This is a genomic window from Escherichia sp. E1V33 (genome assembly GCF_004211955.1).
In the GTDB taxonomy this organism is placed as follows: domain Bacteria; phylum Pseudomonadota; class Gammaproteobacteria; order Enterobacterales; family Enterobacteriaceae; genus Escherichia.
In genome coordinates, this window is sequence record NZ_RHJI01000003.1 from 296,510 (window position 1) to 323,059 (window position 26,550).

Genomic DNA, 26,550 nt, shown 5'->3' on the forward strand with positions numbered 1-26,550 from the left:
CGTTTTACTTATTCGTAGGTAAAGGAGAAGGTCGCGTTACCAGAGAAGGTTCCAACACCGACAGCAGCACCACTGCCATCCGGTACCAACTGAGCCGTAAAAGGTAAAAGCAGCAGGTTGTTTGACCAGATTGCGAAGTTGTAGTCAACCGTGTTGCTACCATCTGCTTTTAACAATACTTTGCTATTGTCATAAGTTGAATTTACTTTTACAGCCACGCCTGAAGCAGAGCCAGTCGTTTTACCTACTAGTGTGGCGTCGCTGGGTTTATTTGCCGCTTTCAACTTAACCGTAATTTTACTGGCATAACAGTATTCAGCACGGATAGAAAAAGGGATTTCCCGCGTAAGCCCATTTTTCACTTCCGAAACATAGCTGTTCCCAAGCGTTACCTGGTTGCCACTGACGTTGCCCTGATCTTGTGCGAGGGCAACTGTTGCACAGGTCGGTTCGTCAACGTAAAAATGAACGGAGCTTGTATCAACGAAAAAATTTATCCATGGTTGTTCATTATTGCCTATATACCAGGAGGCTATTTTACCTGGCATCGCGGTTCCTTCTGAAACCCCATTTTGAGGTTTAAATTCCGGGGTCCAGTAAAAACGAAATCGTAAATACCAGCTATCGTCACTATACTCATAGGCCCACTTTGAGCTGGCGTTATCTGTATGATTATCTGCACCACTTTGTGCAGGAAGATACAAATCAAGCTCCTCCGCGGCTCCACAACTTGTACATACTAATTCTACTGAATAAACAATACCGGGAACGGTTGTTTTCAATAAAGCATTGCCATGGTTGGTAGTATAGGTTGATAAGAGGCTGGCATCAGCAGTATTAAGAAAATGCACCGAGCTTGTGTTACTACCTAAGGATTTACAACCAATCTTATCGCCCCGAAGATCAATATGAGAATCCCAGGTCGCGAAGGATATTTCTTCCGGGACTGTGACCATCGCTGACTGTATACTGAAGGGCTTTGGGTTTATCACCATATCATAAGGCCCTTCAGCATTTCTCTCTATATAACATTCATTCGCCAATGCATACCAGGATGTGGTAAAAAATAGCAGTATCGCACTGCATAACTGAATCAACAGTTTATTGCCTTTCCTTTGCATAATTATCCTTATTATTCGTAAGTTACGTTAACAATAACCTGGCTTCTCACCATTCCCGATTCAGGAGGAAGGGCATTATTCACCCGCTGCATACGGGAATAAAAGGTCCAGGTTGAGGGAACAGCATTGCCAGGCGCGACCGAATAAATTGCTGTCGAGGAACCATCCGTTCCTCGCACGTTAAATGTCTGCTGATTTGGTTGGGCCGAAAATATCACAATGCCGACGTTTTTCGCCCCGGTAGCCTGCTGTTCATATTCATTACTAAATATTTGATTATTCACCTGCGAAAGCGATCCCGCCTGCGGCTGAAAATCTAATTTCATTTGCGACTGTGTCGTTTGAATGTTGTCGCAGGAGACCACATTCACATTAAACGTTTTGCCGCCCGCATAATCCGTTGTTGGGGTCACATTGTCGGCAAAATAGTCCAGCGTCACAGTGCCGAGATCGACAACGCCATTATTACTGACTTCCACCTGACAGGTGCTGGCCACAATCTGCGCCGTGAGATCCACATCCTGGCCGGCATAGGCAAAAGGCGTAATGAGGGCTGTTGCCAGCCCCAAAAAACGTACAAATTTATGATGCCTGCATAGCATTCTAATATCCTTATCCGCTATTACTGATAAGTGATTGTGAAAGTCGTAGGAGAGAGGAATCTACCCGGTAATACGTCATTGACCGACCATCCTTCAGCGATAATCATTCGTGCGCTTAAATCAAAATCATAAGGCTGTGTTGTGCTGGCATTAGAAAGATCGACATTGATGACGTTTCGCTGATAACAATTGAATTGCTCACTGCCATTTCCCTCGGGGCTTGTAGTCGTCCATACTTCGACTGCTGCTCTGCTTGAACCACCATCGGTGGTGGAGTTGAGTTGATTTGAAAAGGCAGCAGTGTTAGACATGCCGCCTGCACAACCGACATTTGCTCTGGGCGCTAAGACGAGTTGAGCACTCTTTCCTGGAAGGCCGGCACAATCGCTGAAGCGGATTTTAAATGGTTGTACCTTGCTTTTGGCTACCAGTTCAGAAATATAAACATTGCCCAAGACAACGGTGTCGATCACGGCACCACTGGTATCCACTACCTTCGCACTACAGGTACCCATAGTCAGGTTACTGTTTACGGTTAAAGAGGCGGATGTCGTACTCGCATAAGTGAGATTGTTGCTAACGCTGGCACCCACGGCAACAGTAGCAATCAGTGTAGCGATGACTTTTAATTTCATGGTGGCTGTCCCTGTTATTCGTAGGTGAAGTTAAAGGTGGCTTTTGCCTGAAACGCACCGGTGCGTCCTGCTCCCGCCGTTGTTTCGCGCAGTGCTACGGTCAGAGGCACACCGTTAGCTTTCTCATCGGTACTCCATTCAAATTTGTCAGTATTATTTGGCGTAAAGAAAGTCGAGTCTGCGGTATCTCTACGCTTAATCCCCATACCCACACCCGTAGCGCCAGAGCTTGCTTCATTGACAATCAACTTACCTGAAACAGATGCACCTGTAAGTGTGGTAAAAATCTTTGAATAACCATTGCTGCAATCGGAAGCCAGTAATTTAAAGTTGGCTTGAGCTGCAACATCTCCAGTGACAACCTTATCCAGGCCAACATCGGGAATTGTCAGGCTATATTCACCGTTGCTACCCGTCACAACTGGGCCACCATCTTGTACGATGGTTATCGTACAAGTGGTAGCTAATACGGTGGCCGTAAAATCGACATTAAGATCTGTTGCAGAGCCAACCGCCGGTAAACCCAGACCTATTAACGCGGATGTTAGTAGTATCCTTTTCATAGAATTTTCCATATTAGTGATTTGCTACCTGACAGGTAAGATTGTTAAGTAATAAGGTGTTAGTACTTCCCAGCGTTTGTGGCTGGGCCGGGAACTGGTAGTGCAACTTACAGTCAATGGTTTGGTTGTTTTCATACCAACGCACTGTTAATTCCCCGCTGTCGTTAATACCGCGCACAAATGCCTGACCACCCTGGCCCATGCTGCCGATCATCACCTCACCCTGGTAAACCTCCGCAGCAAACGGAATGGATTTACCATTGGCGGCAGTAATATTCAGCACGGCAGAACGCCCCTCGTCAGTTTCGAAGCGGGTCAAAACAACGGAGCCGCTGCGTGGTACGGTGGTTGCGCTGGTACTTTTCAGTTCAACATCGTTTTCCAGTGTTTCAATGTTCAGACCTACCCGGTTTTCACGGTAGGGGCTGACAGAGGACGTCACGGCATATCCCCAGCGATCGATTTCGTTATTACTGTTATTGATTCGTGCGCCTTTAGCACCAGGGGCGTTGATTAACACCAGCGTATCGTTACTGCTGAAACTGTTGTTAGTGAACGTTAAACCACCACTGTGTAATACAAAGCCGCCATCGGTGGAGATGGAGTACTGCTGGCTATTATCAGAAGTGGCCGAGGCCGAAGCGGAAATACCGCCTAACCCAGACTCATAGTTGAGATAACCGCCAACAGAGGCTAAATCGCCGGAGTTTTTATCGAGGCTATAACCAGCGTTGACACTGTAGTTCACCAGATTGTTTTCAGTGTTACCGGAACTGTTAACATTCAACTGATGTGAACCATCGAAATCGGTATTGAGCTGAGTATTTAAATTGCGGAAACCAGAAGATTTGCGCTTGCCACCTAAAATATTCTCAATAGGTACGCTAACGCTGATGTACATCGCGTCATCTTTCTCGCCGTCTTCATTCCAGCTACGTTGCAGGTTGACGCTGAAACTGCCCCACGAAACGCTCTTACTGTAACCAACATTATATTCAGTGCGGCTATTGTTCGCCGCCCAGTAATCCGTCCAGCTACCGGAAATAAACAGTGAACCGTAATCTTCGTAAGTCGTTTTCAGCGGCTGGTTGATGCTGACGGTAAACTGGTTTTTCATACGTGAGTATGTCTGCATGGTGTTTTTGTCTTCATCGGCAGACAAATGTTTGGCGTCGTCAATGAGGACTAACGCATCATGCAGGCCCAGGTAATCCTGGGTGGAATAGCGGTACGCCGCGAGGTTAAATGATGTCCCGGTATCCTGGAATAATTTGTTCCAGGTCACGCGATAACTTTGCCCCTGGTAAGTTTTATCATCCGGAATCTCAGCGCGAGAATGGGTAACGTCTACCGCAAAGGCGCCGATGCTGGTGTTGATACCCACACCTAACAGCCCGGCAAGATAGTTATTATCGGTGAACTGAATGCCGGTATACCCCGTGAAGAGGTTATTCAGACAATAGTAATAAGAGGCTTGCCCCATATTGGGTTCGGATCGCAGACTGTCATCAATGACTTTACCCGCGCTGAAATCCCAACGGCCCACACCAGGACGTTGCATTTGTACAACCGACGAGAAGGGTTGCGTAAAGGTGCGTTTGGAACCATCCGCTTCTTCAATGGTCACGACCAGTTCGCTACCAAAGCCGGAAGGGCTAATGTCGTCTATAACAAATTCACCGGGTGGTACGGTGGTTTCATAGATTTTATAACCGCTTTGCGTCACCGTGACTTTGGCGTTGGAGTTTGCTACACCGCGGATGGTCGGAGCGTAACTGGCCAGCGCCGAAGGCAGCATACGGCTATCGCTGTACAGACGAACACCACGGACGTTGACAGAGTCAAACGTTTCACCGGTGGTATAGGCATCACCCATAATTATCTGTGAACGGATTGCCGGAATGTCACGCTGTAAGTAACGATCCTGGAAATCGAAATCGCTGCCGTTATCTGTTGTCCAGTTATAGTTACCGCGCGCACGGAAGTGCCAGGCTCCTAAATTGATACCTGAGTTGAACGCGCCATACACGCTGTCATTATTGTTGTTATCTGAACTTGTGTGATACGCGTTCAGGGTATATGCCAGTGTGGCAGCGTTAATTCCCGATTCCCATAAAGAAGGGTCAACGTAGCCGCCATAGCTTTTCAGAACATAGGCCTGAGGAATAGTCAGATCGAGAAACTGGTCACTGCCGTCAAAGCGCACATCCGCCTTTTCGTATGACTTTGCCAGATCCAGACAATCCTCTTCTTCACCTTCTCTGGCGAGTAAAGTGACAGGCTGTTCAGGTTGCTTAATGTGAAGTTGCGCCAGGTTTTTGTGGGTAATACAAGCCGCTGCGCTGGCTTCGCCAATATCCACAAACGGAATTTCTAAGCTGGACGTCGCCTGACCGTTTACAAACACGCGGACATTATAGAGACCCGGCGGTGTCGGGTTGCCTTGAGCATAACGTTTAACATCAATCGTTGATGCGCCAGTTCCCATTAAAAAGGAACTGTCATATTCCACTGTGTCCGCCGCAGCACCGTTGCTGCTATAAAACAGGGCACAACAGGCCGCAAGTAGCGTTTTTTTCGGGATACGGCTTTTTTGATGAGTAAACTGGTACAAGGTTGCATTCCTGGCGATGTTAAAAAGAATCCGTTTATTTTTTAGAATGTTGCGGAACCATCAATGTTGCCGCCAAAGTCGTTGATCGCTTTAAAAACCACTTTTCCGGATGACACGCTTCCTGGCAGACCGGTTACGCCAAAGCTTGCCTGGCTGAACGGCGCGACCATGCTGGAATTGACGTTGTAGGTTTTGCCGCCGCTTTCCAGCTTGACCTCATTAAAGGACACGTAATATGGCGTTGGGTTATTTGCCTGTAACTGAGCGTTGTTTAATTTCCAGGTGATTTTCGCCGGTGCTTCAGCCGGTTCTCCCTGTAACCCACTCGGGCGATAAAAGAGTTTGATGCGTGTGCGGAAAGCCAGCTGTAACAAGTTTTTGTCAGCCTCGGCATCTTTCGGCTTAGGCGGCACTTCCAGCACGTTAAACCAGTAGACACTTTCACGGTCTTTCGGCAGGGCTGTTGCACCGGTATACATCACTTTTACGGTTTGACCGCGTTTTGGCTCCACGCGTGAAACAGGCGGGGTCGCGGTAAACGGCACTTTGATTTGGCTGGGATCGGCATTGTCATCGCCAGTATCCAACCAGTTTTGAATCAGTAAGGGGCGATTCCCTTTATTTTCCAGACGAACGTTAACATCTTTTTTATCAGCGTTATAAATGATACGAGTTCCGGAAATAATAATGTCAGCGAATGCAGGCGCACTGGCTAACAGAGTACTTACAAATAATGCACTAACCGTTTTTTTAACCAAGGGAAACATAAGCACTCCTTGCTGTCTGTAGAAAGATTAAATTAGAGAAAATAAGGTCTGCCTGGCGGCAAACCTTATGCTCAATACGCCATCAATTACTCATAAGCAATGGTGTACAGTGCGTTAGTAGTTACATGACCTTCAGTTACAGCCTGGCTATTCGGTGCCTTAACGTAAGATGCGTTAAACACGTACTGGCCATCGCCTTGTGCGTCTAATGTCAGTTCCTGAACTTCAGAAGAGTTGTTCATATGGACTTGCTTAATTTCAGCAGCGCCAGCTTTGTTTTTCATGTTATGAATAGCAATGTTCACGTTCTGAGCCGGTGCAATACCGTTAATCGTGATATTGGTATTGTTGTTCAGGGTGCCGCTGGTGTTCGCGTAGCTCGCAGAACCCATGGTCAACTTAGCAGTTGTTTTACCAGGGACACAATCAACAGAAATCATGAACTCTTTCGGCAGTAAGCCGACAGCAGCCGCGCTTACTTCAGCAAAAGTATCAGTAACATTCGCAGTATCCAGTGTAACCACGCCATCAGTGGAAACGCTGTGCATACCGGTATCTACTACACCAACTTTACAGGTACCGGACTGTACCATACCGTTAAAGTCGATATGACCACCATCTACAGCCAGGGCGGAACCAGAAGCCATAACCAGAGCGGCTGCGAGAAGTGCTTTTTTCATTACATGCATCCTTACAAAAATTATATGAAATTAATATTGCGAGCGGATATTACTCAAAGTTTTTGGAGGATGTAATAGGGGTGAATTATCACGGGTGTGAATATATTTATGTGGCGTATTGAATTGTTGTTATTTTAGGTCGTTTAAACAAAAAATGCCTAATCTATTTGCATGAAGTGCTATTTCATGAATGAATTAAAAAAAACTAAAATGTAAATTAAGTATATTTAATGTGTAAGGGGGGATGTGAGGAGTAAGATAAGAAAATAATTTTTTCTTGGTGGATGAAATAGCCGTATCATTTTGTATTCCTCTCGTCAAGAAAATAAAATAATACAGCTATTACCAGATGGCAGGTTGTGGTACTGCTAGTGAAGTGAGTATTTCACGTAATGTCTCCCCATCAGGAAACACGAGTTCCGGGGCAATCTCAAACAGCGGCCACAGCATAAAGCCGCGATTCTTCATATCGTAATGCGGGACGGTGAGTCGTTCGGTATTAATGGTTTCATTACCAAACAACATGATATCAAGATCGAGTGTGCGCGGTCCCCAGCGTTCTGCTTTACGGACACGGCCTTGCTGTAATTCGATACGTTGTGTGTGATTTAGTAATTCTTCAGGCGCAAGTGTTGTTTTCAACGCCACGGCTGCGTTTAAGTAATCAGGTTGATCTTGCGGCCCCAGAGGTGGGGTGCGGTAAAACGAGGAAATGGCGAGAATGCGGCTTTCAGGGATATCGCCTAATGCTTTTACGGCAGCATTGACCTGCTCCAGCGGAGAGGCCAGATTGCTGCCTATGGCAATATACGCCACCGTCATGCGGTGCCCTCACGACGCGGGGCGCGTCTACGTGGGCGGCGAGTACGACGGCGCGGTGTTGGATCTTCATCCAGCTCGTTGAGCATACCTTTTTGATCTGGCGGCGCAGAAACCTGGAACTCACCCCACCATTTCGCCAGACGTTGTAGCTCGGCGTTGCGTTCCACTTCAGCTCGCAGGGCTAGCAGATCGTAGGCGGCGCGGAACTTCGGATGCTCCAGCAGTTTCCATGCGCGTTTACCTTGACGACGGGACATACGAAGCTGCAACTGCCAGATATCGCGGGTTAGCGTAGTCAGACGTTTCGGGATCGCCAGTGAACGGCAAGCTTCGTCCAGCACATCGTTCATTGCCAGCGCGAAAGCATCGTGATAGGTCAGACCGCTTTCCTGTGCAATTTTCTGTGCTGTTTCCAACAGTGGATACCAGAACATGGCGGCAAACAAAAACGCCGGGTTAACGCGCATATCGTTATGAATACGCGTATCGGTGTTCTTCAGTACCTGCTCAATGATCCGCTCCATTGGGCTGTCGCCATTTTCCGTGAAGTAACGGGTAATGGTCGGGAACAGCGGCTGGAACAGATTATATTCACACAGCAGTTTATAGGTTTCGTAACCGTAGCCCGCTTGCAACAGTTTAAGAGACTCTTCAAACAGCCGTGCTGGCGGAATATCGTTTAGCAGAGTAGCAAGGCGTGGAATCGGCTCGGCGGTTTCTGGGCTGATACGCATACCCAGTTTCGCGGCAAAACGTACTGCGCGCAACATACGAACAGGATCTTCACGGTAGCGCGTTTCCGGGTTACCAATCAGGCGGATAACACCGTCTTTCAGATCCTGCATGCCACCAACGTAATCACGGACGGTAAAATCCGCGACGCTGTAATACAGGCTATTAATAGTGAAATCGCGGCGCTGGGCATCTTCTTCGATGGAGCCGAAAATGTTGTCGCGTAGCAACATGCCGTTTTGCCCGCGCTGAGAAGTCGTGCGGTCGCTGACATTGCCTTCGTGGTGACCACGGAAGGTGGCGACTTCGATAATCTCCGGGCCAAACATTACGTGAGCCAGACGGAAACGGCGACCTACCAGGCGGCAGTTACGGAACAGTTTGCGCACCTGCTCAGGCGTGGCATTGGTGGTCACGTCAAAATCTTTCGGCTTTTTGCCAAGTAACAGGTCGCGTACGCCGCCGCCAACCAGCCAGGCTTCGTATCCCGCTTTATTGAGCCTGTACATTACCTTCAGGGCATTTTCACTGATATCTTTGCGGGAAATAGCATGCTGCTCACGCGGGATCACCGTCACCTGTGGACGGGCGACTGCCTGTTCAGCTTCGCTCTCCTCGCGGCTCAACACCTTGCGGCAAAAATTAGCGACTCGGGTAAAAATAATACACCTCGGTAGTGTCAAACATCATTCAGGACAAAAAAATAGCGGCTAATCATAGCTCAGCATGACGCGTTTGAGAACGTTGAATTTACAATTGCCGACTCTGGCACGGCGGTCAGCGTCCAGTTTTTGACTGCTGACTGAAGGATTTGCTCTATGCTGTAATCCTGCCAGTGCGCTTCTGCCTGCTGACCCAGAAAATGAAGTGCCGCGATTAACACCGGGCGCGGATCGCCTTTCGGTAACGCAGGCGCATGATTCTGCTTGGAAAGTTTAGCGCCTTGTGCGTTTAGCGCCAGCGGTAAATGAATGTAATCTGGCACCTGCCAGCCAAAAAGCTGGTACAGCGAGATTTGCCGCACTGTCGGTTCGATCAAATCCGCCCCTCGAACAATTTCTGTGACGCCCTGGAAGTGATCATCGACCACCACCGCCAGGTTATAGGCAAACAAACCATCACGACGATGAATAATAAAATCTTCTCGCGCCAGTTTTTCGTCAGCGTGAATAATTCCGCGTAGTTGATCAGTAAACTGCGTGACCGGATGCAACTGCCGAATGCGCACAGCCGCATTGTCTGGTCCATGATGCAATGCTCGACAATGACCGTCGTAAATACCGCCAATGCTTTGAATACGCGCACGCGTGCAGGTGCAGTAATAACTTAGCCCTTGCTCACGTAACCAGGTGAGTGCTTCGCGATAGGCGTCGTGACGTTGGGATTGCCAAAGAACATCGCCGTCCCAGTAAAGGCCGTAATGTTCCAGCTGGCGCAGGATAGTTTCTGCGGCACCGGGAACTTCACGAGGCGGGTCGATATCTTCAATGCGTACCAGCCAGCGACCTTGCCGGGCGCGAGCCTGCAAATAGCTGCCAAGCGCGGCGATCAGAGAGCCAAAATGAAGTTCGCCGGAAGGTGAGGGGGCGAAGCGGCCAATATACTGTGTGTCTGTCATCTCTTTGAACAAAAAATAAGGCGGGAGCATTTCCCGCCTGTGGTAAACGTGATGGAACGGCTGTAATTAGCCAGCCATCTGTTTTTCGCGAATTTCAGCCAGTGTTTTGCAGTCGATGCACAGATCGGCTGTCGGGCGCGCTTCCAGACGGCGAATACCAATTTCGACGCCGCAAGATTCGCAGTAGCCGAAATCTTCGTCTTCCACTTTTTTCAGCGTCTTCTCGATCTTTTTGATCAGCTTACGCTCGCGATCGCGGTTACGCAGTTCGAGGCTGAACTCTTCTTCCTGGGCTGCACGGTCTACCGGGTCCGGGAAGTTGGCTGCTTCATCCTGCATATGTGTAACGGTGCGATCGACTTCATCCCTGAGTTGATTACGCCATGCTTCCAGAATACGACGGAAGTGCGCCAGCTGGGCTTCGTTCATATACTCTTCGCCCGGCTTCTCCTGATATGGCTCCACCCCAGCGATGGCGAGAATACTCAGGGACGATGTTTTACGGTTTTGCCCTTCTTGCATGTTGCTTCTCCTTAACACGCACTATCGATCCCCATGTTCGGGGGAAAAATGAGGCCGCTATAAATAGCAGATGCTTTTCCGGATAGCAATTATCTAAACGTAACACTTGACAACTGTGTGAGGAAAAGCGTATTTGCGCACGCGACCAGAATGTAAATTAACCAGTTACTTACACTACTACAATGTAACAGGCAGTGATTTTTTAAGAGCCATACCTTCAGCAGAAAGTTCCGCTTTATAAGCCAGAATTTCTACTCCCCTCTGTTGTGCTTCTGACAATAGTTGCGCGTATTTCTCATCGATGTGGCGCGCGGGTGAAAACCGTGTAATGGCTGAATGCAGTACAGCGAAAAAAATCACCGCACGTTGGCCTTCAGCCGCTACGCTCATCAACTCCCGAAGGTGTTTCTGCCCACGTTGGGTAACGGCATCGGGAAAGTAACCTTGCTCGTGATCCGCTAACGTAACCGATTTCACTTCAATATAGCAGTCAGGTCGAAACCCTGCCTGTAGCAAGAAATCGATACGGCTGCGTTCGACGCCGTATTTTACTTCGCTTTTCAGCGAGCTATATCCTGACAGCTCCGAAATCTCTCCGTTAAGGATAGCCTCTTTCGTCAACCTGTTAGCCCAAAGCGTATTAACGCATATAAATGCGCCACTTTGGTTTTGGGTTAATTCCCAGGTGTGCGGGTATTTCCGTTTTGTATTGTCGGAAGTCGAATACCAGACGGTATCACCAGGCGTTGCACAACCGGTCATCGCGCCAGTGTTGGGGCAGTGTAGCGTTAATTCACGACCATCAGGTGTGATCACATCGGCTAAAAAGCGTTTATAGCGCTGAATTAGCTTAGCGCGCTGTAGAGGAGGAGAAAATTCCATTATGACAATCCTTGTTATTGCGTCAGCGTCCAGCGTTTGAGCGGTGTGTAGCGTGTGCGCCCACGGGCAAACGAGGAAGCATAAAGAGTGAACTCCGTCACCTCATACGACCAGTTAAAACCAGGCGGTGGGATTGTTACCGCCTCGCTGGCGTCGCGCAATAAGGTGATATGCGGATGAAACGGTCGATTGCTTTGAAAACAACCACTGCGTGCTGCCTGCGAACGGAGCATATTTGCCAGTTGGATTAAGCCGCGTGGCGGCTGACGCATTCCTAACCACACCACGCGTGAACGCAGCCACTGACCGGCGTCATCAAGCGTGAGTGTAAAACCTGGTTGACGAATCCGCCCGGCCAGAAGTGAGAGCGCCTTCTCTTTGTCTGCGCTTACTTCGCCTAAAAACGCCAACGTCAGATGCAAATTCTCAGCAGCGACCGGGCGGCCCGCTTCAGGTGGAAACTGTGCGGCGCGCCAGTGAATAATCTGTTCACGGATTTCAGCAGGTAGGTCAATGGCAAAGAACAGCCGTTGCGGTTCAGACATGTCAGGCACTCGGTTATGAATTACCGCGATGCTACAATGTGGCGCGAAGAATGTTAACCCTCTGGAGCGTTTTGTGTGTCGTTACCCGTTGCAGCCGTCTTACCTGAATTACTTGCCGCCCTCGATTATGCGCCGCAGGTGTTATTAAGTGCGCCAACCGGGGCCGGAAAATCGACCTGGCTACCGCTGCAACTGCTGGCGCATTCAGGTATTCACGGGAAAATCATCCTGCTGGAACCACGTCGACTGGCGGCGCGTAACGTTGCGCAACGCCTGGCGGAGCTGCTGAACGAAAAGCCTGGCGACACGGTCGGCTACCGGATGCGCGCGCAAAACTGTGTCGGGCCGAATACTCGTCTGGAAGTGGTCACTGAAGGTGTGTTGACGCGCATGATCCAGCGCGACCCGGAACTGAACGGCGTGGGAGTGGTGATCCTCGATGAATTTCATGAACGCAGTTTGCAGGCAGATTTGGCGCTGGCATTGTTACTCGATGTGCAACAAGGTCTGCGCGATGACCTCAAGCTGCTGATTATGTCGGCTACGCTGGATAACGATCGCTTACAGCAGATACTGCCAGAAGCGCCCGTTGTTGTTTCCGAAGGGCGTTCGTATCCGGTGGAACGGCGCTATTTGCCGTTGCCTGCACATCAACGCTTTGACGAAGCGGTTGCGGTCGCTACCGCCGAATTACTGCGCCAGGAAAGCGGATCATTACTGCTATTTTTACCTGGCGTCGGAGAAATTCAGCGCGTGCAGGAACAGCTGGCGTCGCGCATCGGCAGTGATGTGTTGCTCTGCCCACTGTATGGCGCGTTGTCGCTGAACGATCAGCGAAAAGCTATCCTCCCTGCGCCGCAAGGAATGCGCAAAGTGGTGCTGGCGACCAACATCGCTGAAACCAGTCTAACCATCGAAGGTATCCGTCTGGTGGTGGATTGCGCCCAGGAAAGGGTAGCGCGCTTTGATCCGCGTACTGGTCTTACGCGATTGATCACTCAGCGCGTTAGTCAGGCGTCGATGACGCAACGTGCCGGGCGCGCCGGGCGTCTGGAGCCAGGTATTTGCCTGCATTTAATCGCTAAAGAACAGGCGGAACGTGCCGCAGCGCAAAGTGAACCGGAGATCTTACAAAGCGATCTCTCCGGTTTGTTGATGGAATTACTGCAATGGGGATGTAGCGATCCGGCACAGATGAACTGGCTGGATCACCCCCCAGCGGTGAATCTACAGGCGGCGAAACGTCTGTTACAAATGCTGGGGGCGCTGGACGGTGAGCGACTTAGTGCGCAAGGGCAAAAAATGGCGGCGCTGGGTAACGATCCACGTTTAGCGGCAATGCTGGTGAGCGCGAAGAGTGACGATGAAGCGGCTACCGCCGCAAAAATTGCCGCCATTCTCGAAGAGCCGCCACGGATGGGTAATTGCGATCTTGGCGTGGCGTTCTCGCGCAATCAACCTGCCTGGCAGCAACGTAGTCAGCAACTGTTGAAACGCTTAAACGTACGCGGCGGTGAGGAGGACAGTTCACTTATTGCGCCGCTACTCACCCGAGCGTTTGCCGATCGTATTGCTCGTCGGCGTGGGCAAGATGGCCGCTATCAACTGGCGAACGGTATGGGGGCGATGCTGGATGCTGACGACGCGTTAAACCGCCACGAATGGCTGATCGCACCGTTATTATTGCAGGGCAGCGCCTCGCCGGATGCGCGGATTTTGCTGGCACTGCCGGTCGATATTGATACGTTAGTAGAACGTTGCCCGCAACTGGTGCAGCAGTCTGACACTGTGGAGTGGGACGATGCTCAAGGCACGCTGAAAGCCTGGCGTCGGCTGCAAATTGGCCAACTCACGGTAAAAGTGCAGCCACTGGCAAAACCTTCAGAAGAAGAATTACATCAGGCGATGCTTAACGGGATACGCGATAAAGGATTAAACGTCCTCAACTGGACGCCAGAAGCGGAACAACTACGCCTGCGTTTACTGTGCGCTGCGAAGTGGTTACCAGAGTATGACTGGCCAGCGGTCGATGACGCGAGTTTATTGGCGACGCTTGAAATGTGGTTGCTGCCACATATGAGCGGCGTACATTCGCTACGTGGCCTGAAATCAGTCGATATTTACCAGGCGCTGCATGGATTACTCGATTGGGGAATGCAGCAACGTCTGGTGAGTTCCCTGCCTGCGCATTACACTGTGCCGACGGGAAGTCAGATCGCCATTCGTTATCATGAAGATAACCCGCCTGTGCTGGCAGTAAGAATGCAGGAGATGTTTGGCGAAGCCACCAATCCGACTATCGCCCAGGGGCGTGTACCGCTGGTGCTGGAGTTACTTTCACCCGCCCAAAGGCCGCTGCAAATCACGCGTGATTTGGGGGCCTTCTGGAAAGGAGCGTATCGTGAGGTGCAAAAGGAGATGAAAGGGCGTTATCCCAAACACGTCTGGCCGGACGACCCGGCGAATACCGCACCAACGCGGCGCACGAAAAAATATTCGTAAGGTTGGTTTTCTCCCTCTCCCTGTGGGAGAGGGGACCGATCGAGCACAAATTTTGAGAGATATCTTCTTCTGTCTTGTCACAGAAGAACAGAAAATCGGGCTTTTGCGCCTGAATATTGCGGAGAAAAAGCATGGCCGGGAATGACCGCGAGCCAATTGGACGCAAAGGGAAACCGACGCGTCCAGTCAAACAAAAGGTAAGCCGTCGTCGTTACGAAGATGACGATGATTACGACGATTATGATGACTATGAGGACGAAGAACCGATGCCGCGCAAAGGAAAGGGCAAAGGAAAAGGGCGTAAGCCTCGTGGCAAACGCGGCTGGTTATGGCTGCTGCTAAAACTGGCTATCGTTTTTGCCGTGCTGATCGCCATTTACGGCGTTTATCTCGATCAAAAAATTCGTAGCCGTATTGATGGCAAGGTCTGGCAATTGCCTGCCGCGGTCTATGGCCGAATGGTTAACCTTGAGCCAGATATGACCATTAGCAAGAACGAGATGGTGAAACTGCTGGAGGCGACCCAGTATCGTCAGGTGTCGAAGATGACCCGTCCTGGCGAATTTACCGTGCAGGCCAACAGCATTGAAATGATCCGCCGTCCGTTTGATTTCCCGGACAGTAAAGAAGGGCAGGTGCGTGCGCGTCTGACCTTTGATGGCGATCATCTGGCGACCATCGTCAATATGGAAAACAACCGTCAGTTCGGTTTCTTCCGTCTTGATCCTCGCCTGATCACCATGATCTCCTCACCAAACGGTGAGCAGCGTTTGTTTGTGCCGCGCAGTGGTTTCCCGGACTTGCTGGTTGATACTTTGTTGGCGACAGAAGACCGTCATTTCTACGAGCATGACGGCATCAGCCTCTACTCCATCGGACGTGCGGTGCTGGCAAACCTGACTGCCGGACGCACGGTGCAGGGGGCGAGTACGCTGACGCAACAGTTAGTGAAAAACCTGTTCCTCTCCAGCGAACGCTCTTACTGGCGTAAAGCGAACGAAGCCTATATGGCGCTGATCATGGATGCGCGTTACAGCAAAGATCGCATTCTTGAGCTGTATATGAACGAGGTGTATCTCGGTCAGAGCGGCGACAACGAAATTCGTGGCTTCCCGCTGGCGAGCCTGTACTACTTTGGTCGCCCGGTGGAAGAGCTGAGCCTTGACCAGCAGGCGCTGTTAGTTGGCATGGTAAAAGGCGCGTCGATCTACAACCCGTGGCGTAATCCGAAACTGGCGCTGGAGCGACGTAACCTGGTGCTGCGTTTGCTGCAACAACAGCAGATTATCGACGGCGAACTGTATGAAATGCTGAGTGCGCGTCCGCTGGGCGTACAGCCACGCGGCGGGGTAATCTCTCCGCAGCCAGCCTTTATGCAACTGGTGCGTCAGGAGTTGCAGGCGAAACTGGGCGATAAGGTGAAAGATCTCTCTGGCGTGAAGATCTTCACTACGTTTGACTCAGTGGCCCAGGACGCGGCAGAAAAAGCCGCCGTGGAAGGCATTCCGGCACTGAAGAAACAGCGTAAGTTGAGCGATCTGGAAACGGCGATTGTCGTCGTCGACCGCTTTAGTGGTGAAGTTCGTGCGATGGTCGGGGGAGCTGAACCGCAGTTCGCGGGCTACAACCGTGCGATGCAGGCGCGTCGTTCGATTGGTTCTCTTGCAAAACCAGCGACTTACCTTACGGCGCTAAGCCAGCCGAAAATCTATCGTCTGAACACGTGGATTGCCGATGCGCCAATCGCGCTGCGTCAGCCGAACGGTCAGGTCTGGTCACCGCAGAACGATGATCGTCGCTATAGTGAAAGCGGCAGAGTGATGCTGGTAGATGCGTTGACCCGTTCGATGAACGTGCCGACGGTGAATCTGGGGATGGCGCTGGGGCTGCCTGCGGTTACGGATACCTGGATCAAACTGGGCGTGCCGAAAGACCAGTTGAATCCAGTTCCGGCAATGTTGTTGGGGGCGCTGAACTTAACGCCAATCGAAGTGGCGCAGGCTTTCCAGACTATCGCCAGCGGCGGTAACCGCGCGCCGCTCTCCGCGCTGCGCTCAGTCATTGCAGAAGATGGTAAGGTGCTGTATCAGAGCTTCCCGCAGGCGGAGCGCGCAGTTCCGGCGCAGGCTGCGTATCTGACGTTGTGGACCATGCAACAGGTTGTGCAACGTGGTACAGGGCGTCAGCTTGGGGCGAAATATCCCAATCTGCATCTGGCAGGGAAAACGGGTACTACCAACAACAACGTTGATACCTGGTTTGCTGGCATTGACGGCAGCACGGTGACCATCACTTGGGTAGGCCGCGATAACAACCAGCCGACTAAGCTGTACGGTGCCAGCGGGGCGATGTCGATTTACCAGCGTTATCTGGCTAATCAGACACCAACGCCGCTTAATCTTGTACCGCCGGAAGATATCGTGGATATGGGCGTGGATTACGACGGTAACTTTGTTTGCAGCGGTGGTATGCGTACCTTGCCGGTCTGGGCCAGCGATCCGCAATCTCTGTGCCAGCAGAGTGAGATGCAGCAGCAACCGTCAGGCAATCCGTTTGATCAGTCTTCTCAGCCGCAACAGCAACCTGCTCAACAGGAGCAGAAGGATAGCGACGGCGTAGCAGGCTGGATCAAGGATATGTTTGGTAGTAATTAACGTCTAAGCGTGACATACCGGATGGCGAGTAGCCATCCGGTAAAATAACATCCCATCTAAATTATTAACCCTTCTTTTTCATCTGGTTATTCCTTAACCTTTTAGCTTCATCTCTGATGGGTACTGCTTGCTATCGCCTCGGCGTTTCGAATATTATTTCATCTTTATAATAATCATTCTCGTTTACGTTATCATTCACTTTCATCAGAGATATACCAATGGCGCGTTCCAAAACTGCTCAGCCAAAACACTCGCTGCGTAAAATCGCAGTCGTAGTCGCCACAGCGGTTAGCGGCATGTCTGTTTATGCACAGGCAGCGGTTGAACCGAAAGAAGACACTATCACCGTTACCGCTGCACCTGCGCCACAAGAAAGCGCATGGGGTCCGGCTGCAACTATCGCGGCGCGACAGTCCGCCACCGGTACCAAAACAGATACACCGATTCAAAAAGTGCCGCAGTCTATTTCTGTTGTGACTGCTGAAGAGATGGCGCTGCATCAGCCGAAGTCAGTAAAAGAAGCGCTCAGTTACACTCCGGGTGTTGCCGTGGGAACCCGTGGTGCGTCCAACACTTACGATTACTTGATCATCCGTGGTTTCGCCGCTGACGGCCAAAGTCAGAACAACTATCTGAATGGCCTGAAGATGCAGGGCAACTTCTATAACGATGCGGTTATCGACCCGTATATGCTGGAGCGCGCTGAAATTATGCGTGGGCCGGTTTCCGTACTTTATGGGAAAAGCAGCCCTGGCGGCCTGTTGAACATGGTCAGCAAGCGCCCGACTACGGAACCGCTGAAAGAAATTCAGTTTAAAGCCGGGACTGACAGCCTGTTCCAGACCGGTTTTGACTTCAGCGATGCGCTGGATGATGACGGCGTTTACTCTTATCGTCTGACCGGACTGGCGCGCTCTGCCAATGCCCAGCAAAAGGGCGCGGAAGAGCAGCGTTATGCTATTGCTCCAGCGTTTACCTGGCGCCCGGATGATAAAACCAATTTCACCTTCCTTTCTTATTTCCAGAATGAGCCGGAAACCGGTTATTACGGCTGGTTGCCGAAAGAAGGGACCGTTGAGGCACTGCCGAACGGTAAGCGTCTGCCGACTGACTTTAACGAAGGGGCGAAGAACAACACCTATTCTCGTAATGAGAAGATGATTGGCTACAGCTTTGACCACGAATTTAATGACACCTTTACCGTGCGCCAGAACCTGCGCTTTGCGCAAAATAAAGTCTCGCAAAAGAGCGTATATGGCTACGGCATGTGCTCGGATCCGCTGTATACCAAAGACGACGATGCACTCAAGGCGAGTCCATGTTTAAGTATCCCGCAGTCAGAATGGAATCATACACTGACTCGTCAGTACGTTATCGATAATGAGAAATTAGAAAACTTCTCTGTTGATACTCAGTTGCAAAGTAAATTTGCAACCGGCTCGGTTGAGCACACCCTGCTGACCGGCGTCGACTTTATGCGGATGCGTAACGACATCGACTCCTGGTTTGGCTATGCCGGTTCCGTTGCACCGTCTGATATCTATAATTTAGACCGCAGTGACTTTGATTTTGGCGCGCACCCGGATCCGTCTGGCCCATACCGCGTTCTGCTGAAACAGAAACAAACCGGTCTGTATGTTCAGGATCAGGCGCAGTGGGATAAGGTGCTGGTAACGCTCGGCGGTCGCTATGACTGGGCCGATCAGTCATCTTTCAACCGTGATTACGGTAATAAATCCGATCGTGATGACAAACAGTTCACCTGGCGTGGCGGCGTAAACTACCTGTTTGACAACGGCGTAACGCCTTACTTCAGCTATAGCGAATCATTTGAACCCGCTTCGCAGACCGATGCGAACGGCGATCTGTTTGCTCCTTCGAAAGGCAAACAGTATGAAGTCGGCGTGAAATACGTACCGGACGATCGCCCAATTGTGGTGACTGGCGCGCTGTATCAGCTCACCAAATCCAACAACCTGATGGCGGATCCGAACGGTTCACTGTTCTCGGTTGAAGGCGGTGAGATCCGCGCGCGTGGCGTAGAGCTGGAAGCGAAAGCGGCGCTGTCGGCGAGTGTTAACGTGGTCGGTTCTTATACTTACACCGATGCGGAATATACCACCGACACCAGCTACAAGGGCAATACCCCTGCGCAGGTGCCAAAGCATATGGCTTCTCTGTGGGCTGACTACACCTTCTTTGAAGGCCCGCTCTCCGGCCTGACGCTCGGTACTGGCGGTCGCTTTACTGGCTCCAGCTATGGTGATCCGGCGAACTCCTTTAAAGTGGGAAGTTATACGGTCGTGGATGCGTTAGTGCGTTATGATCTGGCGCGAGTCGGTATGGCTGGCTCCAACGTGGCGCTGCATGTTAACAACCTGTTCGATCGTGAATACGTCGCCAGCTGCTTTAACACCTATGGCTGCTTCTGGGGCGCAGAACGTCAGGTCGTTGCAACCGCAACCTTCCGTTTCTAATTTTCTCTTTGGGGCACGGATTTCCGTGCCCGTTTCACAAGTTGGCTGTTATGCAGGAATACACGAATCATTCCGATACCACTTTTGCACTGCGTAATATCTCCTTTCGTGTGCCAGGGCGCACGCTTTTGCATCCGCTGTCGTTAACCTTTCCTGCCGGGAAAGTGACCGGTCTGATCGGTCACAATGGTTCTGGTAAATCCACTCTGCTCAAAATGCTTGGTCGTCATCAGCCACCGTCGGAGGGCGAGATTCTTCTTGATGCCCAGCCGCTGGAAAGCTGGAGTAGCAAAGCGTTCGCCCGCAAAGTGGCTTATTTGCCGCAGCAGCTTCCTCCGGCAGAAGGGATGACCGTGCGTGAACTGGTGGCGATTGGACGCTACCCGTGGCACGGTGCGCTGGGGCGCTTTGGCGCGGCAGATCGCGAAAAGGTTGAAGAGGCGATTTCGCTGGTAGGTTTAAAACCGCTGGCGCATCGGCTGGTCGATAGCCTCTCCGGCGGCGAACGTCAGCGGGCGTGGATCGCCATGCTGGTGGCGCAGGACAGCCGTTGCCTGCTGCTGGATGAACCGACCTCGGCGCTGGATATCGCCCACCAGGTGGACGTGCTAGCGCTGGTGCACCGTTTAAGTCAGGAACGTGGTCTGACGGTCATTGCCGTGTTGCACGATATCAATATGGCGGCGCGCTACTGTGATTATCTGGTCGCCCTGCGCGGCGGTGAAATGATTGCTCAGGGAACGCCTGCGGAAATTATGCGCGCTGAAACCCTCGAAATGATTTATGGCATCCCGATGGGGATTTTGCCGCATCCGGCGGGTGCCGCACCTGTGAGTTTTGTTTATTGATGAGCGGCTTACCTCTTATTTCGCGCCGCCGACTGTTAACGGCGATGGCGCTTTCTCCGTTGTTATGGCAGATGAATACCGCCCACGCGGCGGCTATTGACCCAAATCGTATTGTGGCGCTGGAGTGGTTGCCGGTGGAATTACTACTGGCGCTCGGCATCGTGCCTTACGGCGTGGCGGACACCATCAACTATCGCCTGTGGGTCAGCGAACCACCATTGCCGGACTCAGTGATTGACGTTGGTTTGCGTACAGAACCTAACCTCGAACTGCTGACCGAAATGAAACCGTCGTTTATGGTCTGGTCGGCGGGATATGGTCCTTCGCCAGAAATGCTGGCACGTATTGCGCCGGGGCGCGGATTTAATTTCAGCGACGGCAAACAGCCGCTGGCGATGGCGCGTAAATCGCTGACGGAAATGGCAGATTTACTTAACCTGCAAAGTGCAGCAGAAACGCATTTAGCGCACTATGAAGACTTTATCCGCAGCATGAAACCCCGCTTCGTGAAGCGTGGAGCGCGCCCGTTATTGCTGACGACACTTATCGATCCGCGCCATATGCTGGTCTTCGGCCCAAACAGCCTGTTCCAGGAAATTCTTGATGAGTACGGCATCCCAAATGCCTGGCAGGGAGAAACAAATTTCTGGGGCAGTGCCGCCGTCAGTATCGATCGTCTGGCGGCGTATAAAGACGTTGATGTACTGTGTTTTGATCATGACAACAGCAAGGAGATGGACGCGCTATTGGCAACCCCGCTTTGGCAGGCGATGCCGTTTGTCCGTGCAGGACGTTTTCAGCGCGTTCCGGCGGTCTGGTTCTATGGTGCGACGCTTTCGGCAATGCACTTTGTGCGTATTCTGGATAACGCCATTGGAGGTAAAGCGTGAGTAAACGAATTGCGCTTTTCCCGGCGTTATTGCTGGCGTTGCTGGTGATTGCCGCTACGGCACTGACCTGGATGAACTTCTCGCAGGCGCTGCCGCGTAGCCAGTGGGCGCAGGCTGCCTGGTCGCCGGATATTGACGTCATCGAGCAGATGATTTTTCACTACAGCTTGCTGCCGCGTCTGGCGATTTCGCTGCTGGTGGGCGCAGGCCTGGGGCTGGTGGGCGTGCTGTTTCAGCAAGTGCTGCGTAATCCGCTGGCGGAACCGACGACACTTGGCGTTGCAACAGGTGCGCAACTGGGGATTACCGTCACTACGCTCTGGGCGATCCCAGGGGCGATGGCGAGTCAGTTTGCTGCGCTGGCGGGCGCTTGCGTTGTTGGCTTAATCGTCTTTGGCGTCGCGTGGGGGAAACGGCTTTCGCCGGTAACGCTGATCCTCGCGGGGCTGGTAGTGAGCCTTTATTGTGGGGCAATCAATCAGTTATTGGTTATCTTCCACCATGACCAACTGCAAAGCATGTTCCTGTGGAGCACCGGAACGCTGACGCAAACCGACTGGGGCGGCGTTGAGCGTTTATGGCCGCAGTTGCTGGGCGGTGTGATGCTGACGTTGCTGCTACTTCGTCCGTTAACCCTGATGGGGCTTGATGATGGCGTGGCGCGCAATCTCGGGCTGGCCTTGTCGCTGGCGCGTCTGGCGGCGCTGTCGCTGGCGATTGTCATCAGTGCGCTGCTGGTGAACGCGGTGGGGATTATCGGCTTTATCGGTTTGTTCGCGCCGTTGCTGGCAAAAATGCTGGGGGCGCGGCGTCTGCTGCCGCGGCTGATGCTGGCGTCGCTGATTGGTGCGCTGATCCTCTGGCTTTCTGATCAAATCATCCTTTGGCTAACCCGTGTGTGGATGGAAGTGTCCACCGGTTCGGTGACTGCGTTGATTGGTGCGCCGCTGCTGCTGTGGCTGCTGCCGCGTTTACGCAGCATTAGCGCACCGGATATGAAGGTGAACGATCGTGTCGCGGCTGAACGCCAACATGTGCTGGCGTTTGCCCTCGCTGGCGGCGTGCTGCTGTTAATGGCTATAGTGGTGGCGTTGTCGTTTGGCCGAGATGCGCATGGCTGGACGTGGGCGAGCGGGGCGCTGCTCGATGATTTAATGCCCTGGCGCTGGCCGCGAATTATGGCGGCACTGTTTGCAGGTGTAATGCTGGCAGTGGCGGGCTGCATTATTCAGCGGCTGACCGGAAACCCGATGGCAAGCCCGGAAGTGCTGGGGATTAGCTCCGGCGCGGCGTTTGGCGTGGTACTGATGCTGTTTCTGGTGCCGGGTAATGCCTTTGGCTGGCTGTTACCCGCGGGAAGTCTCGGCGCGGCGGTGACGCTGTTGATCATTATGATCGCCGCCGGGCGCGGTGGATTTTCCCCACACCGCATGTTACTGGCGGGGATGGCATTAAGCACCGCGTTTACCATGCTTTTAATGATGTTGCAGGCGAGTGGTGACCCGCGAATGGCGCAAGTGCTGACCTGGATCTCTGGTTCGACCTACAACGCCACCGATGCGCAGGTCTGGCGCACGGGAATTGTGATGGTGATTTTGCTGGCGATTACTCCACTGTGCCGCCGCTGGCTGACCATTTTACCGCTGGGTGGTGATACCGCGCGGGCGGTAGGGATGGCGTTAACGCCGACGCGAATTGCGCTGTTGATGTTAGCGGCCTGTCTGACAGCGACCGCGACAATGACCATTGGACCGTTGAGTTTTGTTGGTTTAATGGCACCGCATATCGCGCGGATGATGGGCTTTCGACGGACGATGCCGCACATCGTGATTTCGGCGCTGGTGGGAGGATTACTGCTAGTGTTCGCTGACTGGTGTGGGCGGATGGTGCTGTTTCCATTCCAGATCCCGGCGGGGCTGCTGTCGACCTTTATCGGCGCGCCATATTTTATCTATTTGCTGAGAAAGCAGAGCCGTTAATTTTTCCATATAACGGCCCTGAACGCCTGGACGGATAAAGCGTTTACGCGGCAACCGATGCCCGATGCGACGCTGGCGCGTCTTATCGGGCCTACAAACGCCCCCGAATTGTAGGTCGGATAAGGCGTTTACGCCGCATCCGACAAACCATGCTGGATCACAACTTCGCAAACACCCGACGTGCGGCATCGATGGTGTTATTGATATCTTCCATGCTGTGCGCCACAGACATAAAGCCCGCTTCAAACGCTGACGGTGCCAGGTAAACACCTTCATCCAGCATCATATGGAAGAAACGCTTAAAGCGCTCGACGTCACAGGCCATCACATCCTGATAGCACGTCACGGACTCGGCGTCGGTAAAGAAGATACCGAACATACCACCGACGTGGTTAACGACCAGCGGAATTCCCGCTTCTTCTGCCGCCTCCAGCAGACCTTCTGCCAGACGCGTTGTCAGCTCATCCAGCGTTTCGTGAACGCCCGGCTGCGCGACTTCATTCAGACAGGCGAAACCGGCTGCCATCGCGATCGGGTTACCGGAAAGCGTACCCGCCTGGTAGACCGGACCAGTCGGGGCCAGAGCATCCATTACATCACGACGACCACCGAAGGCACCTACCGGCATTCCTCCGCCGATGATTTTGCCCAGGCAGGTGAGATCTGGCACTACGCCGTAATAATCCTGAGCACCCGCTAACGCCACGCGAAAACCGGTCATCACTTCATCGATGATCAGCAACGCGCCAAATTCGTCGCACAGCGCGCGCAGACCCGGCAGGAACTCTGGCAGCGGCGGAACACAGTTCATATTGCCTGCCACAGGTTCGACGATAATACAGGCAATCTCTTGCGGGTATTGCTCAAACGCGGCGCGTACAGAGGCCAAATCGTTATAAGTACAGGTTAATGTATGTTTGGCGAAATCTGCCGGAACACCCGGTGAGTTTGGCTGACCTAAAGTGAGCGCGCCAGAACCGGCTTTCACCAGCAGGCAGTCAGCGTGACCGTGGTAGCACCCTTCGAATTTAATGATCTTGTCGCGGCCAGTAAAACCACGGGCAAGGCGGATGGCGCTCATTGTCGCCTCGGTGCCGGAGTTCACCATGCGCACCATATCCATGGTCGGGACCAGTTCGGTCACCAGTTGCGCCATTTTCACTTCCATTTCGGTTGGCGCGCCAAAGCTCAGACCGCGTTCAGCGGCTTCAATCACGGCATTACGGATCGCCGGATGGTTATGGCCCAGCACCATCGGCCCCCAGGAACCGACATAATCGATATAGGCTTTGCCATCAACATCATACAGATAAGCGCCGTCCGCTTTTTCGATAAACAGTGGAGTGCCGCCCACGCCAGTAAAGGCGCGAACAGGGGAGTTCACACCGCCAGGGATCAGCTCGCGCGCTGCGCTGTAAAGATTTTCAGACTTACTCATGGAGGGTTCCTGATTCGTAGAAAAAGTGAATGGCTGCTATTCTAGGTTATTCATAACAAGTTAAATACTCGCCAACCTCAAGTTGCTTTTACTGCTGCAACGTTGACTTCGTAGAGTATAAAAGTTTTGTGCATTTGAAACATTACGCTTTGCAAAGGATTTTCATGGAACGAGCGAGTAGAATGCCGTCATCTTATTTGTATGACCAATATGTGATCATCGGATGAAAATTGATACTCCTTCTTATGAAATACAGCAGGCTGCGCGCCTGCGACGTAGAAAACTGATTCGTCAGCTTCTTGAGCGTGATAAAACGCCATTAGCCATTTTGTTTATGGCGGCACTCATCGGTACTCTTGTTGGGCTGGCTGCAGTCGCTTTCGACAAAGGCGTCGCCTGGTTACAGAACCAACGTATGGGCGCGCTGGTACACACTGCCGATAATTATCCCCTCCTGTTGACTGTCGCTTTTCTTTGTTCGGCGGTGTTAGCAATGTTCGGCTATTTTCTGGTGCGCAAATACGCGCCGGAAGCAGGTGGTTCGGGTATCCCGGAAATTGAAGGGGCACTGGAAGATCAGCGTCCCGTTCGCTGGTGGCGTGTACTGCCGGTGAAATTCTTTGGCGGGCTGGGGACACTCGGCGGAGGCATGGTGCTGGGGCGCGAAGGGCCAACCGTGCAGATTGGCGGTAATATCGGTCGGATGGTGCTTGATATTTTCCGTATGAAAGGCGATGAAGCTCGCCATACGTTGCTGGCAACCGGTGCAGCCGCGGGTCTGGCGGCGGCCTTTAACGCACCGCTGGCAGGCATCTTATTTATTATTGAAGAGATGCGTCCGCAGTTTCGCTATACGCTAATTTCGATTAAGGCGGTATTTATTGGCGTCATTATGTCGACCATTATGTACCGGGTATTTAATCACGAAGTTGCGCTTATTGATGTTGGTAAACTTTCTGACGCCCCGCTCAATACGCTTTGGCTTTATCTTATCCTCGGTATTATTTTTGGTATCTTCGGCCCTATTTTTAATAAATGGGTGCTGGGGATGCAAGATTTGCTGCATCGCGTGCACGGCGGCAATATTACTAAATGGGTACTGATGGGCGGTGCAATTGGCGGTTTGTGTGGGCTGCTGGGGTTTGTCGCACCTGAAACCTCAGGTGGCGGTTTTAACCTGATTCCTATCGCCACGGCGGGGAACTTCAGCATGGGAATGCTGGTATTTATCTTTGTCGCGCGGGTTATTACCACCTTACTCTGCTTCTCTTCCGGCGCGCCGGGCGGTATTTTCGCTCCGATGCTGGCGCTGGGTACCGTGCTGGGAACTGCGTTCGGAATGGTTGCTGTAGAGCTGTTTCCGCAATATCACCTTGAAGCTGGCACCTTTGCTATTGCCGGAATGGGCGCGTTACTGGCGGCGTCCATTCGCGCGCCGTTAACGGGGATCATCCTGGTACTGGAGATGACTGATAACTATCAGCTCATTTTGCCAATGATTATTACCGGTCTTGGCGCGACACTATTAGCACAATTTACAGGCGGAAAACCGCTATACTCGGCGATCCTTGCGCGTACGTTGGCGAAACAGGAAGCGGAACAACTGGCGCGAACCAAGGCCGCACCAGCCAGCGAGAATACTTGAACGAAATACCAGGG

22 protein-coding genes are annotated in these 26,550 nt (G+C 52.0%); 8 read left to right on the plus strand and 14 right to left on the minus strand.

Features of this window, described 5'->3' with window-relative positions:
- Positions 1–8: 8 nt before the first annotated feature.
- The 13 genes from D9742_RS03050 to thpR all read right to left on the minus strand — a co-directional run bounded on the left by D9742_RS03050 (position 9) and on the right by thpR (position 12,103).
- Complete coding sequence (locus D9742_RS03050) at positions 9–1,121, minus strand: fimbrial protein (RefSeq protein WP_130235945.1); 1,113 nt, start codon at positions 1,119–1,121, stop codon at positions 9–11.
- Between the two features lie 11 nt (positions 1,122–1,132).
- Complete coding sequence (locus D9742_RS03055; protein WP_130235946.1) at positions 1,133–1,723, minus strand: fimbrial-like protein; 591 nt, start codon at positions 1,721–1,723, stop codon at positions 1,133–1,135.
- Positions 1,724–1,743: 20 nt separating this feature from the next.
- Positions 1,744–2,358, minus strand: coding sequence for a fimbrial protein (locus D9742_RS03060; RefSeq protein ID WP_113455338.1), 615 nt, complete (start codon positions 2,356–2,358; stop codon positions 1,744–1,746).
- Positions 2,359–2,372: 14 nt separating this feature from the next.
- On the minus strand, positions 2,373–2,921 hold the full coding sequence (locus tag D9742_RS03065; protein ID WP_130065358.1) for a fimbrial protein: 549 nt from the start codon (positions 2,919–2,921) through the stop codon (positions 2,373–2,375).
- A 13-nt stretch (positions 2,922–2,934) separates the two neighbouring features.
- Complete coding sequence (locus tag D9742_RS03070; protein WP_130235947.1) at positions 2,935–5,535, minus strand: outer membrane usher protein; 2,601 nt, start codon at positions 5,533–5,535, stop codon at positions 2,935–2,937.
- A gap of 41 nt (positions 5,536–5,576) precedes the next feature.
- On the minus strand, positions 5,577–6,302 hold the full coding sequence (locus tag D9742_RS03075; protein WP_000484309.1) for a fimbrial chaperone: 726 nt from the start codon (positions 6,300–6,302) through the stop codon (positions 5,577–5,579).
- Between the two features lie 86 nt (positions 6,303–6,388).
- On the minus strand, positions 6,389–6,982 hold the full coding sequence (locus D9742_RS03080) for a fimbrial protein (RefSeq protein WP_130235948.1): 594 nt from the start codon (positions 6,980–6,982) through the stop codon (positions 6,389–6,391).
- 342 nt (positions 6,983–7,324) lie between these two features.
- Positions 7,325–7,804 (minus strand): 2-amino-4-hydroxy-6-hydroxymethyldihydropteridine diphosphokinase, encoded by a 480-nt coding sequence (gene folK, locus D9742_RS03085; RefSeq protein WP_130235949.1) that lies wholly within the window; start codon positions 7,802–7,804, stop codon positions 7,325–7,327.
- Positions 7,801–9,198, minus strand: a complete 1,398-nt coding sequence (gene pcnB / locus D9742_RS03090) for a polynucleotide adenylyltransferase PcnB (RefSeq protein WP_205712864.1) — start codon at positions 9,196–9,198, stop codon at positions 7,801–7,803. Before pcnB ends, folK begins: the two co-directional genes overlap by 4 nt.
- Before the next feature lie 59 nt (positions 9,199–9,257).
- On the minus strand, positions 9,258–10,154 hold the full coding sequence (gene gluQRS / locus D9742_RS03095) for a tRNA glutamyl-Q(34) synthetase GluQRS (protein WP_240780495.1): 897 nt from the start codon (positions 10,152–10,154) through the stop codon (positions 9,258–9,260).
- A 66-nt stretch (positions 10,155–10,220) separates the two neighbouring features.
- A complete protein-coding gene (dksA, locus tag D9742_RS03100; RefSeq protein ID WP_001155227.1) occupies positions 10,221–10,676 on the minus strand; it encodes an RNA polymerase-binding protein DksA in 456 nt (151 codons plus the stop codon).
- A gap of 177 nt (positions 10,677–10,853) precedes the next feature.
- A complete protein-coding gene (sfsA, locus tag D9742_RS03105) occupies positions 10,854–11,558 on the minus strand; it encodes a DNA/RNA nuclease SfsA (protein ID WP_130235952.1) in 705 nt (234 codons plus the stop codon).
- Positions 11,559–11,572: 14 nt separating this feature from the next.
- The gene (gene thpR, locus D9742_RS03110; protein WP_130235953.1) at positions 11,573–12,103 is read right to left on the minus strand and encodes an RNA 2',3'-cyclic phosphodiesterase; all 531 of its coding nucleotides are present in this window, start codon (positions 12,101–12,103) and stop codon (positions 11,573–11,575) included.
- A 75-nt stretch (positions 12,104–12,178) separates the two neighbouring features.
- Between thpR and hrpB the strand changes: the two genes are divergently transcribed.
- From hrpB to fhuB, 6 genes are all read left to right on the plus strand, one after another.
- Positions 12,179–14,605 (plus strand): ATP-dependent helicase HrpB, encoded by a 2,427-nt coding sequence (hrpB, locus tag D9742_RS03115; RefSeq protein ID WP_130235954.1) that lies wholly within the window; start codon positions 12,179–12,181, stop codon positions 14,603–14,605.
- Between the two features lie 131 nt (positions 14,606–14,736).
- Positions 14,737–17,259, plus strand: a complete 2,523-nt coding sequence (gene mrcB, locus D9742_RS03120) for a bifunctional glycosyl transferase/transpeptidase (protein ID WP_130235955.1) — start codon at positions 14,737–14,739, stop codon at positions 17,257–17,259.
- Positions 17,260–17,477: 218 nt separating this feature from the next.
- Positions 17,478–19,736, plus strand: coding sequence for a ferrichrome porin FhuA (gene fhuA / locus D9742_RS03125; RefSeq protein ID WP_130235956.1), 2,259 nt, complete (start codon positions 17,478–17,480; stop codon positions 19,734–19,736).
- 50 nt (positions 19,737–19,786) lie between these two features.
- On the plus strand, positions 19,787–20,584 hold the full coding sequence (gene fhuC / locus D9742_RS03130; RefSeq protein WP_072686427.1) for a Fe3+-hydroxamate ABC transporter ATP-binding protein FhuC: 798 nt from the start codon (positions 19,787–19,789) through the stop codon (positions 20,582–20,584).
- A complete protein-coding gene (gene fhuD, locus D9742_RS03135) occupies positions 20,584–21,474 on the plus strand; it encodes a Fe(3+)-hydroxamate ABC transporter substrate-binding protein FhuD (protein WP_130235957.1) in 891 nt (296 codons plus the stop codon). Before fhuC ends, fhuD begins: the two co-directional genes overlap by 1 nt.
- Positions 21,471–23,453, plus strand: coding sequence for a Fe(3+)-hydroxamate ABC transporter permease FhuB (gene fhuB / locus D9742_RS03140; protein WP_130235958.1), 1,983 nt, complete (start codon positions 21,471–21,473; stop codon positions 23,451–23,453). The genes fhuD and fhuB overlap by 4 nt, the downstream gene beginning before the upstream one ends.
- A gap of 157 nt (positions 23,454–23,610) precedes the next feature.
- Here fhuB and hemL read toward each other — a convergent pair whose 3' ends face one another.
- Positions 23,611–24,891: a glutamate-1-semialdehyde 2,1-aminomutase gene (gene hemL, locus D9742_RS03145; protein ID WP_000045305.1), complete on the minus strand. Its 1,281-nt coding sequence runs from the start codon at positions 24,889–24,891 to the stop codon at positions 23,611–23,613.
- Positions 24,892–25,055: 164 nt separating this feature from the next.
- Between hemL and D9742_RS23325 the strand changes: the two genes are divergently transcribed.
- Together D9742_RS23325 and clcA are read left to right on the plus strand one after the other, a co-directional pair.
- The gene (locus D9742_RS23325) at positions 25,056–25,118 is read left to right on the plus strand and encodes a hypothetical protein (protein WP_240780496.1); all 63 of its coding nucleotides are present in this window, start codon (positions 25,056–25,058) and stop codon (positions 25,116–25,118) included.
- The gene (clcA, locus tag D9742_RS03150; protein WP_130235959.1) at positions 25,115–26,536 is read left to right on the plus strand and encodes a H(+)/Cl(-) exchange transporter ClcA; all 1,422 of its coding nucleotides are present in this window, start codon (positions 25,115–25,117) and stop codon (positions 26,534–26,536) included. The genes D9742_RS23325 and clcA overlap by 4 nt, the downstream gene beginning before the upstream one ends.
- The last annotated feature ends 14 nt before the right edge of the window (positions 26,537–26,550 follow it).

Coding starts and splice junctions, on each gene's coding strand:
- D9742_RS03050 (WP_130235945.1), bottom strand. CDS start 1,121: ATGCAAAGGAAAGGCAATAAACTGTTGATTCAGTTATGCAGTGCGATA.
- D9742_RS03055 (WP_130235946.1), bottom strand. CDS start 1,723: ATGCTATGCAGGCATCATAAATTTGTACGTTTTTTGGGGCTGGCAACA.
- D9742_RS03060 (WP_113455338.1), bottom strand. CDS start 2,358: ATGAAATTAAAAGTCATCGCTACACTGATTGCTACTGTTGCCGTGGGT.
- D9742_RS03065 (WP_130065358.1), bottom strand. CDS start 2,921: ATGAAAAGGATACTACTAACATCCGCGTTAATAGGTCTGGGTTTACCG.
- D9742_RS03075 (WP_000484309.1), bottom strand. CDS start 6,302: ATGTTTCCCTTGGTTAAAAAAACGGTTAGTGCATTATTTGTAAGTACT.
- D9742_RS03080 (WP_130235948.1), bottom strand. CDS start 6,982: ATGAAAAAAGCACTTCTCGCAGCCGCTCTGGTTATGGCTTCTGGTTCC.
- folK (WP_130235949.1), bottom strand. CDS start 7,804: ATGACGGTGGCGTATATTGCCATAGGCAGCAATCTGGCCTCTCCGCTG.
- gluQRS (WP_240780495.1), bottom strand. CDS start 10,154: ATGACAGACACACAGTATATTGGCCGCTTCGCCCCCTCACCTTCCGGC.
- dksA (WP_001155227.1), bottom strand. CDS start 10,676: ATGCAAGAAGGGCAAAACCGTAAAACATCGTCCCTGAGTATTCTCGCC.
- sfsA (WP_130235952.1), bottom strand. CDS start 11,558: ATGGAATTTTCTCCTCCTCTACAGCGCGCTAAGCTAATTCAGCGCTAT.
- thpR (WP_130235953.1), bottom strand. CDS start 12,103: ATGTCTGAACCGCAACGGCTGTTCTTTGCCATTGACCTACCTGCTGAA.
- mrcB (WP_130235955.1), top strand. CDS start 14,737: ATGGCCGGGAATGACCGCGAGCCAATTGGACGCAAAGGGAAACCGACG.
- fhuA (WP_130235956.1), top strand. CDS start 17,478: ATGGCGCGTTCCAAAACTGCTCAGCCAAAACACTCGCTGCGTAAAATC.
- fhuC (WP_072686427.1), top strand. CDS start 19,787: ATGCAGGAATACACGAATCATTCCGATACCACTTTTGCACTGCGTAAT.
- fhuD (WP_130235957.1), top strand. CDS start 20,584: ATGAGCGGCTTACCTCTTATTTCGCGCCGCCGACTGTTAACGGCGATG.
- hemL (WP_000045305.1), bottom strand. CDS start 24,891: ATGAGTAAGTCTGAAAATCTTTACAGCGCAGCGCGCGAGCTGATCCCT.
- clcA (WP_130235959.1), top strand. CDS start 25,115: ATGAAAATTGATACTCCTTCTTATGAAATACAGCAGGCTGCGCGCCTG.